Origin of the sequence: Pedobacter borealis DSM 19626, from assembly GCF_000708285.2 — a bacterium.
Classification (GTDB): domain Bacteria; phylum Bacteroidota; class Bacteroidia; order Sphingobacteriales; family Sphingobacteriaceae; genus Pedobacter; species Pedobacter borealis.
The window spans coordinates 1-15,508 of the sequence record NZ_JAUG01000106.1; the positions used below are offsets into that span (position 1 = coordinate 1).

Sequence of the window (15,508 nt, forward strand, 5' to 3'; positions counted from 1 at the left end):
TTTTGTGGCGTTTTAATCAAGTTTTCTGTTAAGACGGTCGTCACCCTGAATTTATTTCAGGGTCTTTCACGCTAAAAAGATGCTGAAATAAATTCAGCAGGACGATAAAGCGGGATTAGGCGTAAATAAGATATAATTTTCAGCAAATAATTATCGAACTCAGGTTATAAAGACAGAACAGCATTATTTTCAACTTATTTTAAATTCTACCAGGGGAGTATCTAAAATGTTAAAAATTCTAGCCGATATTATTATCGGGTTTCAATTGCTTTATTAACTTTGCAAACGTTTGCAGTGCATCCAATAGCAATATCTTCACACTTGATGTAAGCTAGCTGATATTAAAAATATGGTCAAATTTATTCTTCCAGAAGAAGTACTGCCTTTAAGAAGCCTGGTTTTGCGCAATGGCAAACCATTCGAAGCATGCGTTTTTGAAGGCGATCTTGCCTATGATACCTTTCATCTTGGTTTTTTAAAAGATGGAGAAATAAAATCAATTGCCACCTTTATGCGGAACGATTTTTTTCCGGAAGAAGGAGAGGGCTATCAGCTTAGGGGCATGGCCACCCATCCCGATGCAGTTGGAAATGGTTATGCTGCTGCACTGGTTACTTTTGCCATTGAATACCTGAAAGAATATAAAACCGATTACGTATGGTGTAATGCCCGTTCAACGGCGGCAGCTTTTTACAAGAAAATCGGCTTCACTACCGAATCGCCAGAGTTCGATATCCCTGGCATTGGTTTCCATTACGAAATGAAATTAAACTTAAATCAAAAATAATTAAACATGAATACAATTGACCAGTTTGACTTTAAAGATAAAAAAGCATTAATCAGGGTAGATTTTAATGTGCCTTTAGATGACGAATTTAAAATAACAGACGATAAAAGAATCAGGGCGGCTTTGCCAACCATTTCTAAAATCTTAAAAGATGGTGGTGCGGTTATTTTAATGTCTCACTTAGGTCGCCCGAAAGATGGCCCTACCGATAAATATTCTTTAAAACACATCTTATCTGATCTATCTGCTCTTGTTGGTGTTGAAGTTAAGTTTGCTGATGATTGTATTGGCGAGAGTGCAGTAAAACAGGCAGCTGATTTAAAACCAGGTGAAGTTTTATTGTTAGAAAATCTTCGTTTTTACAAAGAAGAAGAAAAAGGTGATGTTGCCTTTGCAGAGAAATTATCAAAATTAGGCGATGTTTATGTAAATGATGCCTTTGGTACTGCTCACCGTGCACATGCTTCAACTTCAATTATTGCCCAGTTTTTCCCAGATGCAAAATACTTTGGTTATTTAATGGCTTCAGAAGTAGAAAATGCAGAGAAAATATTGAACCACGCAGAAAGACCTTTTACTGCAATTATGGGTGGTGCTAAAGTATCTGATAAAATTCTTTTGATTGAGAAATTGCTGGATAAGGTAGATAACCTGATCATCGGAGGCGGTATGGCTTACACTTTTGCTAAAGCACAGGGTGGAGAAATTGGCACTTCATTATTAGAAGCCGATAAACAAGCACTTTCTTTAGAGTTGATCGAAAAAGCAAAAGCAAAAGGCGTAAACCTGATTTTACCTGTAGATACAGTAATTGCTGATAAATTTGCAAATGACGCCGATAAAAAAGATGTAGACTCTGGTCAGATTCCTGCAGATTGGATGGGACTGGATATTGGCCCAAAATCGGTTGCCTTGTTCCAGGATGTAATTAAAAATTCTAAAACCTTGTTGTGGAACGGACCGATGGGCGTTTTCGAAATGGAAAGTTTCCAGGTAGGTACTAAAGCTGTTGCAGAAGCAGTTGTGGCGGCTACTAAAGATAACGGTGCATTTTCATTGATCGGTGGTGGCGATTCAGCCGCCGCAATTGCAAAATTCGGCATGGAAGATGAAGTAAGTTACGTTTCTACCGGTGGTGGTGCCTTACTTGAGTATATGGAAGGCAAAGAATTGCCAGGTGTTAAAGCCATTAATGGATAAATATCAATCTTATATACAAACGGGGCCCTTGCAGATCAAATTTGCAAGGGCCTCGTTTTTTTGATGTTTTAAGCAAAGAATCGATGTTCCCACCACCCACATCAATTTGTACCATTATAAGGTTTAGTGCAATTATTTCACGGTGTTAGATCAGTTTCAAGGTGGATTACCCGTTTACAAAAAATGGCCGCCATAAAGGCAGCCATTTAAAAATTATTGGTGAAAAAGTTTAAAAATTACTGGCATTAGCGGTATCCCACCATAAGCGCGATGCGATGTCGTCTTTACCAGAACTTAAAAAAGTTGCAGCTTCAGCAACGGCTGCCGTATTTCCGGTTCTTTCAGCAGGTACAAATACCAGTCGCTTTATCCATTGATCGGCTGCGATAACACCCCAATCTGGACTACTGTCATTTTTAGCAACATGTGGAATTTTAGGATATCCTGTTCTTCTAAAATCTACCCAGGCCTCCAACGTATTGGTAAAAGTTGCCAGGTATTTCTGCGTGATAATTTTTTCCAGTTTAAGTTCATTTGAATCACCTGCATTCCAGGCTACTGTAATGGTAGAAAGTGGTGTGAAATTATTTTTGCTGTCTTTTGGATCGGTGTAGCTGATCGGTTGGCTTGTTGCATCAGCAAGATAGGCGTCCGCACCGGCCGCTCCCCAGTCTGCAAAGGATAGGCGTACCCCATTTTCATAATTTGTTTTGGCATCACCGGCACCCGCCCAGCCTCTCAATGCTGCCTCGGCTTTTAAAAAGGCGATTTCCGAAGCTGTGAATCCTCTTCTGGTCTGGGCAGATTTGAAATCGGTGCTCACTGTTGAATATGAGACCCTATCATCTTTCGCATTGATGTAAGCGCCGCCGCGGATGCCTTTATATTTATAGGTAGGATGGTCGGTAACTAGGCTTGCATCACTTACTTCGGAGAAATATTTGGCTATACGCCCATCTTTTAAACCCACCATAAAAGATTCCATGGTTGCACCCATACGGGTATCGTTCCAGTCAAAACTAATCACTGAAACGGGCATAACATTTCCATTTAGCGAAATAAGGAAATTCTCAGCATTGGTCGTAATTAATCCAGCAGGGTCGGCCAGGGCTTTTTCCCCTTGTGCTTTAGCTAATGTAGGATTAACCTTAACCAAACGCATGGCCAAACGCAGGCGTACTGAATTAAGTAATTTTAACCATGAAGCGATGTCGCCCTTATAGCTGGGGTCAAATTTGGTAAAGCCGATGTAAGAGGTGTTGGCTTTGAAATTGGCTTCAATCTGATCTAACTGGGTAAACAGGTTGTTGTACAGATCCGATTCCTTGTCGTATTTGATCGATCCTAAGCCCGAAGTGCCGTAGTTAGAGTAGATCACAGGTCCGTAAATGGCTGTTAATTTAGATATTGCCAACACCCTCACCAATTTTGCCCAATCACCAAATAACGGTAGTTTTTTCTCTTCGGCAAGCTGTATCACCTGTTTTGACGGAGACATCACATTGCCATATACACGGTTCCAGTAGGCGTCAATCCAACGCAGGTAATAGGTGGTATTATTTACATTCCCTACAAAAGGAGTTGGCGTACCCATATATCCCATCCAGTTATCGTAACACAGATCTTCTTCGATCTGGTGTCCCATCAGGTTAAATAACATTACAGAGAAAGAAGAACCAACCAAGTTGAAATCCTGCTCTAACAGTTTATCGGATATTTGATTCGGATTTGTATTTATCTCTTCGAAATTCTTGGTGCAGGAGTTGAGTAGGATCAAAGCAAGCACCATTAAACATAATTTTTTCATCATTTTAAGATATTAGAAGTTTAACTTAAGATTTAGCCCGTAAGAACGTGTACCAGGTACCGCAAAAACATCGTTAGCCTGCATGCTGTTGCTTGTACTCATCGCTTGCTCCGGATCGAAAGGTGCTTTCTTATAGAAGAAAAACAAGTTACGTGCGATCAGCGATACCGATGCCGATTTAATGGCTGAACCTTTAACCGGCAGATTATAAGCCAGTGATACCTGCGCTAAGCGGACATTGGTACGCGAGAATACATAAGGTTCCATAATTCCATTTCTATCGCCTATTACCGAGTAATAAAGTGCCGGATCAATCGATGTTTGAGCTGTATTGCCCTGAATGGCATTAATTGGAATAGTTCCTGCATCACGCGCTTCACCTGTTCTTTTGCTTACACCGTACGAATCGAGAAAAGCCTCGGTTTTAGAGAAAGCTACCCCGCCAAACTTAGCCGTTACCAAAGCGCTTAAAGTCAGGTTTTTGTAGGTGAAGGTGTTATTCCAGCCAGCGATGAAGTTTGGATTTAGATTTCCAACATACTCCTGCTTTGCAGCCTTAGTTGGCTTTCCTGCCGCATCTAAAATAATCTGATCGGCAGCGTTACGAGCAAATTTGAAAATATATAAGTCGTTGAAAGACCCGCCGGCTTTAATGATTGAATTAAAACCTTCACTGTCGCTACCTACCTGATAACCGGGATTATCGGCAATCAGCTCAACAATTTTATTTTTGTTCCGCGATAGGTTTACTGAGGTGTTCCACCTAAAGTTTTCACCTTTTACCGGGTCTCCACCTAATGTAAGCTCAAAGCCCTGGTTGGTCACCTTACCTGCATTTACATAGTAAAAGGTGTAACCAGAACCCGAAGGGGCTGGTAATGATAGAAACTGATTGGTGCTGTTGTTTTTGTAATAAGTAAAATCAAGGCTTAACCTATCATTTAAAAAGCGGCCTTCTAAACCGATTTCATTACTGGTTATTTTTTCAGGTACCAGGGTTGCAAACGGCGTTTGCGTATTTCTGGTAATCCCGCCTATACCGCTGGGACCACCTGCACCGCCGATGGTGTTACCAGGGTTAACAATGTTATAAGGTACTTCATTTCCAACCTGTGATGTTGATGCTCTTAATTTTAAGAAATTAATTTCTTTGGGCATGGTTACCATTTGGCTGATTATTGCAGATAGCCCGCCAGAATAGTAAAAATAGGAGTCGTTCCCGGTCGTCGCCAATGTAGATGCCCAGTCGTTACGGCCAGACAGGTCGATGTAGATCATGTCTTTGAAGCCTAATGAGGCATTGGCAAATAGGCCTTGTTTTTGGATCCTGCTATAAGTTTGGTTAACTACTAAATTATAAGGCAGGTTTGAGAAACTAAAAAAGTTTGGGTACTGAAGTGGTACTGTTCCGTTTGCAAACATCATTCCATCATTAAAGGTATAATCCTGGATACTTCCTCCCAGTACGCTATTTAAGCTAAACTTACCAAAAGTGTTATCATAACTTAAAATGGCGTCGCTATATAAGGCCTTATCATTGTACTTGGCGTAATTCCAGGTACCGTTTGAACTTACGCTTACCGAATTACCGCCAGCGGCATAACGATAATCCAATAGTCTGTCATTATAATCAATGTTACCGCGCACATCAAATTTAAAATGCGGCAAAAATGCATATGATGCTTTCGCCGTTGCAATTACCCTGTTGCTGGTAGAAAGTTTGGGGTCGTTATTTAATTCCCAAAATGGGTTGTTCTGTTTTTCTTCGGTAGAATACCAGTTTTGAATATACATATTCCGTGTTGTACTGAAAATTTGATAATTGGTTTTATAATCATCAAAATTTCTTTCCCGCGCAAATAAGTATAAGCCGGTTAACGGATTATTGTAATAACCTGCGCCGGGACGGTTCTTTGACTTTTCGTAAGAGAACCTTACATTTCCACTTAAGGTAAGTTTATCATCAAATAGTTTTGTTTCCTGACTGAACGTAACATTGTGTTTGTTGTAAGTACTGGTGGGTACAATGCCTGATGCGTTATTGTTTCCATATGAAAAATAAGCGGTTGTCCTTTCATTTCCACCCGATACCGACACGGAGTTAATGGTGTTGACGCCGGTCTGGAAAAAATCCTCAATGTAGTTATTTTGGTAACTTCCTTTTGTTTTAGACCAGCTGTAATCACTACCGCCTATCGCGCCATAGTCAAACTGAAACTCAGGTAATGTTGCAGCATTGCTAAAATTTATGGTTGAATTTAAAGCGATGGCAATTTTACCGTTCTGGCCTTTTTTGGTGTTGATTAAAACTACGCCGTTGGCTCCCTGGCTACCATATAAAATGGATCCGTTGGCACCCCTTAAAATAGTAACTGATTCAAAATCGTCCTGATTTAGTGCCGAAAGCCCATCGCCACCATCGGTACCACCGTAAGATCCAGGTTGCCCACCTTTGTTATTTACCAGTGGAACCCCATCAATTACGAAAAGTGCTTCGCTACTTCCTGTAATCGATTTTGAACCCCTTAATACCGTTTTTGTTGAACCACCCACGCCGGAGTTACTGATCCCGATATCAATACCGGCTGCCTTACCACTTAAAGCCTCCATAAAATTGGGGCTTCCGGCTTTTGTAAGTTCTGTGCCTGCCAGTTGTTGAGCGGCAAAGGTTAGCGCCCTTTTCTCCCGTTTTACGCCTAAAGCGGTAACTACGACCTCTGTCAGGTTTGCATTGCCGGAAGGTTTTAACTTTACCGTTACATTGGTCAGGCCGCTGATATTTACTTCCTGAGCATCCATTCCGATATAAGAAACCACCAATGTGGTGACATTATCTGGAACGTTTAACACAAACTTTCCATCACTGCCGGTAACCGTTTTAGCAGTGGTTCCTTTAGCAGCAATCGTTGCTCCGGGAAGCGGAAGTCCAGTCTCATCGGTTACCAGTCCAGTAATGGTTTTAGCCATTTTCTGATTCACATTAACTGGGTACTTTAGGGCCTCGGAGGGGTTTGGGAATAGGTTTTTGTTTGTTGGCCCAGCTTCAGCTTTAACGGCATTTTGCAGGCCAAGTGCAGTAACGGCTAGGAGTGCTAGTTTCCGGAGGCCTCTGACTGTGCTAGGAAATGTTATTTCCAGCGCACAGCTTGTGGAATGAATGTTCCTCATTTTCATACATTTTTTCAGTTTAGGTTAATGCCAATTAAATTTCCGACGCTCTTCCAGTACTTCTGCAACAAGGCCGCCGTTTTTCTCCTGAACAAAAGACATTGAACTTATACAGCAACTAACATAACATCTAGTGGTTCATGTTATATTATATTTGGTTCTTGCCTTTGTTTAATGTATTCTGAAGGGTTTAAGCGATTGGTTGTTCGTTGTTTGGCTGATCTTCCGATATTTAATTTGGTAAGCGTAAATTAGTAAAAAACCTGATACAATGTAACAAGCCGGATAAAATAATTTGAAAAATCTCCGCTTTTGCCAATTTATCAAAGCCAGTCTGCATGAAGGCATTTTGACTGAAAGGCTGTGTATAACCCTCACTTGCACGTAAAAGAAATAAGTTCTACCTTTCTAGAATTATCTCAGTAAAGAGCTGATAACAGTTAAATATAAAACAAGAGCTGCTAAAAAAATGAATTACTATATGAGAAAAAAAATCCATCTGCTTGGATTAGGTTGCCTGTTGATTGCAGGTTTACCCGTAACAACATTTGCCTCAAAACCAGTTAGCGCTGATTATGTTCGATTGGCAGTTGAGCCTGCAGCGCTGATCGGTCGTTGGGACATCACTGTCGATATAAACGGAAAACCGGCACCTGCCTGGCTGGAAGTAAAACTATCTGGTTATAAAACTTTGGTAGGCTATTTTGTGTCAACTGCCGGTAGTGCACGTCCGATATCGGAAGTAAAGTTTGATAATGGAAAATTCAGGTTCGAAATCCCGCCACAATGGGAAAGCGGTTCTTCGAATTTAGTTATCGACGGCACCGTCGGCGATGCAGGGATTCAGGGAACAATGACCAATTGCGATGGTAAACAATATAACTGGAAAGGCGTTAAGGCACCTTACCTTAAAAGAACGGCAGCACCAGTTTGGGGCAAACCTGTCAATTTATTCAATGGCAAGGATCTATCGGGCTGGAAAACCAATGGACCAAACCAATGGATTGTGAAAAACGGTATTTTAACCAGTCCGAAAGCGGGATCAAATCTGATCTCTGAACAGAAGTATAATGATTTTAAGCTTCATATAGAATTCAAATACGCCAAGGGCGGAAACAGTGGGGTATACTTAAGGGGCCGTTATGAAGTGCAAATTGAGGACAGCAAAAAAGATGCGCATCCTAACAGCGTGCTATTCGGCGGCATTTATGGATTTTTAACTGCCAATGAAATGGTTACGCTTGGCCCGGATGAATGGCAGCGTTACGATATTACCCTTGTTGGCCGTTTGGTAACAGTGGTAGCCAATGGTAAAACCATCATCAATAACCAGGAAATTCCGGGCATTACCGGAGGGGCGTTGGATAGTAATGAGGGAGAGCCCGGGCCTATCTATCTTCAGGGAGATCATGAACCGATCGAATACCGGAAAATTGTCATTACACCGGCGAAATAATTATCTCTTATAGGAGAGGCTGTATCATAAATATAGACATTGTTTCCTGAGGGTTAATTTATATATAAAAATCGATATAAATAATTGATTTTTTGCAAATGTTAGATTATGAGGGTCGTCATTCCCAACTCGATTGGGAACCACGGAGTGGCTCATGAATGCCTCTGAAAAAAGGAAAACTTATGAATAATCGTAATGCAAGCGCTTTAAGGTTCCCACCTGCGGGAAAGACGACCCTTTTATTGGAATTTATCAATTGTAGAAGTTAGTATTTAGCCAAAAACAAAAGAGCTGGATGATGGATTTACAATGAATCGTCATCTCGACCGTAGTGGAGAGATCTTTGAACTATATTAAAGATCTCTCCACTACGCGTTGCTCTCGTCGAGATATGACGATCTTCTATTGGAGTCTAGCCTGTCGAAGAAACCTGTTTAAATGTTTCGCAAAGCGTTTCGACAAGCTCAACGTGACAAGTTCGAATATTTAATTGTTATCCTGAGGGTTAATTTATTGTATAAAAATCGATATAAATAATTGATTTTTTGCAAATGTTAGATTATGAGGGTCGTCATTCCCAACTCGACTGGGAACCACAGAGTGCTCATGAATGCCTCTGAAAAAAGGAAAACTTATGAATAATCGTAATGCAAGCGCTTTAAGGTTCCCGCCTGCGCGGGAAAGACGACCACTCTATTGGAATCTGTTATTATCAATTTCAAGTTTTTCTTCGTTGTAGGTTTTTACTTTTACTATCAATAGCGACGAAACGTTCCCTAGCGGGAAGTTCGAAAAACCGCTAAAAAATTTTATAGAAAAGAAATAGCCACAGGGAGCGTCGGATGTTACCATGATATGATCACTCTAGAAGACGTCTAAGCCAGTATTGAGCAGAACGATATATACAGCCAGGTAACACACCAAAAATGCTGTCGATAAGGCAAAATAGCGGGTTACCTTATGACTGCCTTTTTTAAAGGGAAGGAGAAATAAGATATTGAACATTTCAGACAACAATGCACATATAAAATTCAGGCATACCATTACGCAGCTAAAAGCCACTACAAAAATGGCTGGCTGGATAACAATTCCTGAAGGAAGGACATAGAGTGCACCCATCATAAAACTAATCGGAAGAATAATTGAAGCATATTTTAATCCCGATTTAAACTGTAAGAGAAAGTACTTGCCCAGTTTCGGAAGCGGCGTTTTTGTTTTCGCTGGTTTTAATTCTTTTTCAACCCCCTGTCAATCTCATCCTGAAAAACCAAAATACTCCCGATAACACCTACAAAAGCTACAATTGCTCCTGCAATAATACCAACATAAAGATGCCATTTGCCAAACCACCGTTTCTGGTGTTTTGCCCAGCTTAGCCTTTTAGGATTCTGTTCTGATTTTATTTTTGAGCGTTGCATTCCCTTATGCAGTATTGATTGGTTTATGCCTACAAAGAAATCGTTTTAATTGCTTTTATCCTTATTATTTTTTAATAAGTCTAAATAATAATTTTAAGAGAAGTTATATCAACACCTTAATTGAACCGCTATGCTTTGCGCTTCGATAAACCCCGATAATACTGTAAATACCTGGTCAGAGAAGGAGGTAAAGTTCACGTAGATAGCCCTGATGTGGTTTATTAGATGTTTCAGGGCATATTTTATTCATCAGCAAGGGTAAGGGCAAAAAAAACATTGTAAACGATCAAATTAGTGGTAGTTGCGGCTAGGTATTCTTCTGAGATTTATCCTAACAGCATGGATTGTTTTGTTATGCTCCAAACCAACCAAGAAAAAACCAACCAAAAAAACTAACTAACCAAAGATCAAGATTATGAAACAGGTATTACAAATGCACTTAAGGGTGCTCGGAATCGTCTTCATCTTACTGCAGTCCTATCATGTTTTTGCGCAGGTAAAAATATCGGGAAAAGTAGTTGATGCAGAAGGGAAAATTCCATTGGCAGCCGCCACAATTACTGTTACAGGAGGTGCTGCATCCTCGGTAAAAGCTGATGAGTCAGGCAAATTTACAATTGCAGTACCCAGCGGCGCATTGCTAAAAATTACAATGACCGGGTATAAAACTGTAACCGTTACACCTAAAGCGGGAATGATAATAGAAATGGTTTCTGCCGCTATTAATTTAAATGAAACTGTGATTGTGGGTTATACAAAGCAAAAGAAAGAACTTTTGAGCGGGTCTGTAGCTACTGTTAAATTTACAGAAACGGACGCTGAAATCCCGACTACATCAGTTGGTAACTTATTGGCAGGTAGAATGTCTGGTTTATATGTTTCTACACCAAGTGGTAAACCCGGTGCACAGCCTAATATTCAGATAAGAACGTCAAGTTCATGGAATGGTGCGCCTACACTGTATGTAATTGATGGAAAAGTTACGAATGATGCTTCCGAATTTAATAACCTAAGCCCAAATGAAATCGAAGACGTAACCATTTTAAAAGATGCGGCTACTACCGCTGCTTATGGTGCTCGTGCCGGTGGTGGTGTAGCGTTAGTTACTACCAAACGTGGTAAAATGGGCAAAGCAACTGTTAGCTACTCGGTAAATGCCGGAAAAGATGTTCGCGGAAATAACATGGAGCTAACCAATATTATGGAATGGGGAGATATTTATCATAGAATTGTCGGGCCGTCAGATAATCTTTGGACCCCGGCTGCACAAGCCTACTTTAGAGATAATGATTTTGGCGGTGGCAAGGGTTATGGTTTTAATGCCTTAAAAGATGTTTATGTAAATCCATCTATTACTACACATAATTTAAGTGCATCGGGAGGTACAGATAAACTTCAGTATTTTATTGGCGCCTCTTATGTAAATCAAGAAACCTTTATTAAAAATACCAACGAAAAAAAGTATAATGTTAGAACAAATATAACGGCTAACCTTACCAAAGATATAGCCGTTTTTGCAGGGCTAAGCTTAAACAACAATAAATTTGCTGCGCCACAAGGCGATTGGTCTGGAGATATGTACCCTAAACTTATGGTATGGCAACCTTTTCAACCATCGTTTGCGGCCGATGGTTCTCCTGTATCTTATTTTTGGATTACCAATAAACCGGGCGAGGCACAAGGATTGGCAGGCTACAATAATTCTGAGTCCATTAACTCGGTTATTAATTTAAATTTAACATATAAAGCACCCTTTTTAGAAGGATTGAGTGCTAAAGCTGGTTATATAAAAAGCTTCTCTAATTCTAATCAAAAAATATATTCGCATCCTTTTTATCAATACGAATTAAAACAGATTGAGCCGGCTATTTGGGATTTGAATACCATTGTAGGAAAAAATTATACGTTCCATACGCCTAGTATAGAGAAACTATCATCATGGAACCAGCAATGGCAATTGAACCTTCAGCTAAATTTCGAACGGAATTTTGGTAAACATCACGTAAATGCGGCATTGGTGTACGAACGTCAAGAAAGGAGTTACGATGGTATAGATGCCACCATCAATGGTTTCCCTATTTATACAACCGATCAGTGGTGGGCATCTACCGGAGGAGGCGGTGTTGTAAATGGCACAGCTACAAAGAGTATTCGTAATACTTATGGTTTCTTACCTACAAATGGTCGTAAATCCTTTATTGGACAATTTGCCTACGATTATTCTGAAAAATATATAGCTACCTTTGCTTTTCGTTCTGATGGTTCGGCAGATTTTCCGGTTGATAAACGTTGGGGTTTCTTCCCCTCAGTTTCTACGGCTTGGGTAATTTCTAAAGAAAATTTCTTTAAAAATGTAAAAGGAATCGAATCATTAAAATTAAGAGCTTCAGTTGGGCAAACGGGTAACGATTTTGTGAGAATTGATCCTAATGGGGCAAGAGACGATTTTAATGCGCTACGCTGGCAATACGAAGACACTTATGCTGCCGGTAATAATGCAATTTTTGGTGAAACACCTTCACTTAATCCGGGTATACGATATGGTGTATTTCCGAATCTGAATTTTACCTGGGAAAAATACCTGAATAAAAATATCGGTATCGATATCAGTTTCTTAAAACACTTTACGGCCACAGCAGAATATTGGCATACCCTTACCTACGATATTTTAAGTGCAAAAATTCAATCTACGCCCCCAACTTTTAGTCGCCCTTTACCATCAGTAAATTATGGTAAAATGAAAGCCAACGGTATTGATTTGAATTTAAACTACCGCAATAATGTTGGTGAATTTAGTTACAATGCAGGTCTGAATTTCACTTATGGCGATTCATGGTATGTGATAAGGGATCAAAATATTACCTACGATTATGAAAATTGGCTTATAGATGGTCGTTCTTCCAATTTTATTACAGGTTACACGGTTGATAAGATACTTAGAACACAAGCAGATATTGATGCGTTATTGGTAGCACACCCTGGGTATAATTTCCAAGGTAAGCTCCCTAAACTCGGGCAGTTTGCTTATAAAGATTTTAATGGCGACAATAAAATTGATGCAAACGACATTACCGTATTAAATAAAAGCAATAATGCAAAAGTAGTGGGTTTAAACTTAAACGCAGAGTGGAAAGGGATAAGTGTTACGGCTAATTTTAATGGTGCATTTGGTTTCAAAAAATCTTTCAACAATTTGGCTGGAGGTGTAGAATGGAACAGGATGTGGCGCCCATGGGCTGCCCAGTCATGGACTCCGGAAAACCCTAATGCTTGGTTACCTGCTCGTTACAGTGTAAATGATGATGCATGGGCTGTTAACACCGCTGGGAGTGATTTTTGGTTGGAAGACGCAAGTTTTCTGCGCCTAAAATTTTTAAATGTTGCCTATACAATTCCAAAAAAATACTATCAAAAATACTTAAGCAATATTCGTTTTTATGTATCTGGGTCTAATCTTTTCATAATTAGCAAATTCAATAAAAAATTCTATGACCCTGAAATGGATGGCGGTACATCTTTCCCAATTGTTAAATCGTACAATGCCGGTGTTAGTGTAACATTTTAATTTTTAATATTAAAAGGAACTCAAAATGAAATATTTAAATAAAAATAAAATCATCCTTTATATCGTCCTTATTGTATTAGGGGCGTCTTGTAAAAAGGGATTGGATTACCAAAACACAGCAGCCATAAATTCACAAAATGTATGGACAGATTCTGTGTTAATTAAATCTTATTTAAACGATGTGTATGGTGGCCTTATGCCTAGATGGCCGATTGGAAGTAGTGCAGGTGCAGACGAAGGCCTTAACGGATCTGGAGGGAACTTAGGTACCTACCAGCGTGGTGCACTAGATGTGGCTGTAGATTTTACCAATTTAGATTATAACTACATAGACAAAACCAATTATTTTATGGATAAATTGGCGGATATGCCAACATCAGTATTAAGTACAAGTACCAAAGGTAGGTTAGTTGGCGAAGCCAAATTTTGGCGGGCTTGGGCCTATTGGAATATGGTAAGCTCGGTGGGTGGTGTACCATTAATATTGCACACACAAGATGGTAACGATGTAAACTCGTTAAAAGTACCACGTAGTAAAACGTCTGAATGTGTTGCGCAGATCATAAAAGATCTGGATGAGGCCGCTACCGTTTTGCCACTCAACTACAGTGGTATTGATTACGGCAGGATTAACCGCGCTGCCGCACTTGGTTTTAAAGCCAGGGTACTTTTATGGTATGCCAGTCCGTTATTTAACCCTTCAAACGATCAGGCCAGGTGGACAAATGCTTACAATGCTGCCAAAGCCGCTGTACAGGCTGCAGACGCAGGAGGATTTGGCCTGTTTGAAAACTACAAGTTGATCTGGTATTCGAGGAACAAAGAGCACATTATGACCAGGCAGTACTACTACCCTGATAGTTATATGAACTTTAATTCTATAAGACCGTTAATGTTTACAAACGGAGCCACCAATACGGATCAGCCTATATTGCCATTATTAATCGCTTACCCAAAGCGGGATGGCAGCCCATTACAGTTTGATAAAAACCAATTGTCCAATGCGGCTTATAACCAGCAGTTTTTAACCGATTTTTATACCAATCGCGACGATCGTTTTTATGCAACTATTTTTTGTGGAGGTACGGTATACCCAACTCCAGATATAAATACGATAGGCATGACCGCACCAAGATCTCGTTCGTACTGGTTGGCTTGGACATGGAAAGACACCGCAACACCAAGTGCTGTTGTACCAGAAAGAAACAGTACTTTATTTACCGGTATTTCTCCAATTATCCAAAATGGAGATGAAAACTGTGCAACGGGCTTTTTTCAACGTAAAGGTTTAGATACTACCTTAGACAGAAATGCCTTAGTGGGTGTAGCTTCTGGCGCTAAAAGCTGGTTCTCGCCAATGCGTTACGCCGAACTACTTTTAATGCTTGCCGAAACGGCAAATGAAACCGGTAATAGCAATGAGGCAATAACCACTTTATCGGCCATCCGTAAACGTGCAGGCATTGCTGCTGGTGCAAGTGGCAAATATGGTATTACAGCTACTTCGCAAGCTGATCTTCGCACTGCTGTAATGAATGAGCGCCAAGTAGAATTTGCTTTTGAAGGGTTTAGATTAAGTGATTTAAGAAGATGGAAACGTTACGATATATTGAATAGCCAAGGAACTAGAAGAACATTTTTCTTGATGTTAAACAAAGGCGCACCATTACCTAGCAATACAGACAATATTATGACTGCTGCTGTAAGGGCTAATTTCTCTGCAGTTATTATAGATAATTTGGATAAAACACCCGCATCTAATCAGAGTTATAATTTAAACCTTAACCACTGGTTTAACGCTTTAAATCCTGCACAGATTTCTATTGAGCCTGACCAATTGCCACAAAACAAAGAATGGGGCGGTTCTTTTGATCCGCTGCAATAAAATACCAATAATTAAGCAGGTGGATATGACCAAATCCACCTGCTTTTATTTTTAAACCTGAGTTCGATTATTAAATCTCATTTTGTGGCGTTTTAATCAAGTTTTCTGTTAAGACGGTCGTCACCCTGAATTTATTTCAGGGTCTTTCACGCTAAAAAGATGCTGAAATAAATTCAGCAGGACGATAAAGCGGGATTAGGCGTAAATAAGATATAATTTTCA

At 39.9% G+C, this 15,508-nt stretch carries 8 protein-coding genes; 5 read left to right on the forward strand and 3 right to left on the reverse strand.

Annotation, left to right across the window (positions count from 1 at the left end; genetic code table 11):
* Nucleotides 1–349: 349 nt before the first annotated feature.
* Together AW17_RS20665 and AW17_RS20670 are read left to right on the forward strand one after the other, a co-directional pair.
* A complete protein-coding gene (locus AW17_RS20665; protein WP_029279638.1) occupies nt 350–787 on the forward strand; it encodes a GNAT family N-acetyltransferase in 438 nt (145 codons plus the stop codon).
* Nucleotides 788–793: 6 nt separating this feature from the next.
* Nucleotides 794–1,987, forward strand: coding sequence for a phosphoglycerate kinase (locus AW17_RS20670; RefSeq protein WP_029279640.1), 1,194 nt, complete (start codon nt 794–796; stop codon nt 1,985–1,987).
* Nucleotides 1,988–2,216: 229 nt separating this feature from the next.
* Here AW17_RS20670 and AW17_RS20675 read toward each other — a convergent pair whose 3' ends face one another.
* The gene (locus tag AW17_RS20675) at nt 2,217–3,794 is read right to left on the reverse strand and encodes a SusD/RagB family nutrient-binding outer membrane lipoprotein (RefSeq protein ID WP_029279642.1); all 1,578 of its coding nucleotides are present in this window, start codon (nt 3,792–3,794) and stop codon (nt 2,217–2,219) included.
* 12 nt (nt 3,795–3,806) lie between these two features.
* Nucleotides 3,807–6,968, reverse strand: coding sequence for a SusC/RagA family TonB-linked outer membrane protein (locus tag AW17_RS20680; RefSeq protein ID WP_051692009.1), 3,162 nt, complete (start codon nt 6,966–6,968; stop codon nt 3,807–3,809).
* 475 nt (nt 6,969–7,443) lie between these two features.
* On the opposite strand from AW17_RS20680, the gene AW17_RS20685 reads away from it, so the two are divergent.
* Nucleotides 7,444–8,418 (forward strand): 3-keto-disaccharide hydrolase, encoded by a 975-nt coding sequence (locus AW17_RS20685; RefSeq protein WP_029279645.1) that lies wholly within the window; start codon nt 7,444–7,446, stop codon nt 8,416–8,418.
* Between the two features lie 1,226 nt (nt 8,419–9,644).
* Here AW17_RS20685 and AW17_RS20690 read toward each other — a convergent pair.
* Nucleotides 9,645–9,836, reverse strand: a complete 192-nt coding sequence (locus AW17_RS20690) for a PepSY domain-containing protein (RefSeq protein WP_029279647.1) — start codon at nt 9,834–9,836, stop codon at nt 9,645–9,647.
* A 415-nt stretch (nt 9,837–10,251) separates the two neighbouring features.
* Between AW17_RS20690 and AW17_RS20695 the strand changes: the two genes are divergently transcribed.
* The gene (locus AW17_RS20695; protein WP_051692010.1) at nt 10,252–13,401 is read left to right on the forward strand and encodes a SusC/RagA family TonB-linked outer membrane protein; all 3,150 of its coding nucleotides are present in this window, start codon (nt 10,252–10,254) and stop codon (nt 13,399–13,401) included.
* Between the two features lie 25 nt (nt 13,402–13,426).
* Nucleotides 13,427–15,286 carry a RagB/SusD family nutrient uptake outer membrane protein gene (locus AW17_RS20700; protein ID WP_029279651.1) on the forward strand — a complete coding sequence of 620 codons (1,860 nt, stop codon included), beginning with the start codon at nt 13,427–13,429 and terminating at the stop codon, nt 15,284–15,286.
* Nucleotides 15,287–15,508 lie beyond the last annotated feature (222 nt).

Excerpts from the sequence above, each read along its gene's own strand:
- AW17_RS20695 (WP_051692010.1), top strand. The coding sequence starts at position 10,252 with ATGAAACAGGTATTACAAATGCACTTAAGGGTGCTCGGAATCGTCTTC.
- AW17_RS20700 (WP_029279651.1), top strand. The coding sequence starts at position 13,427 with ATGAAATATTTAAATAAAAATAAAATCATCCTTTATATCGTCCTTATT.
- AW17_RS20670 (WP_029279640.1), top strand. The coding sequence starts at position 794 with ATGAATACAATTGACCAGTTTGACTTTAAAGATAAAAAAGCATTAATC.
- AW17_RS20675 (WP_029279642.1), bottom strand. The coding sequence starts at position 3,794 with ATGAAAAAATTATGTTTAATGGTGCTTGCTTTGATCCTACTCAACTCC.
- AW17_RS20680 (WP_051692009.1), bottom strand. The coding sequence starts at position 6,968 with ATGAAAATGAGGAACATTCATTCCACAAGCTGTGCGCTGGAAATAACA.
- AW17_RS20690 (WP_029279647.1), bottom strand. The coding sequence starts at position 9,836 with ATGCAACGCTCAAAAATAAAATCAGAACAGAATCCTAAAAGGCTAAGC.
- AW17_RS20665 (WP_029279638.1), top strand. The coding sequence starts at position 350 with ATGGTCAAATTTATTCTTCCAGAAGAAGTACTGCCTTTAAGAAGCCTG.
- AW17_RS20685 (WP_029279645.1), top strand. The coding sequence starts at position 7,444 with ATGAGAAAAAAAATCCATCTGCTTGGATTAGGTTGCCTGTTGATTGCA.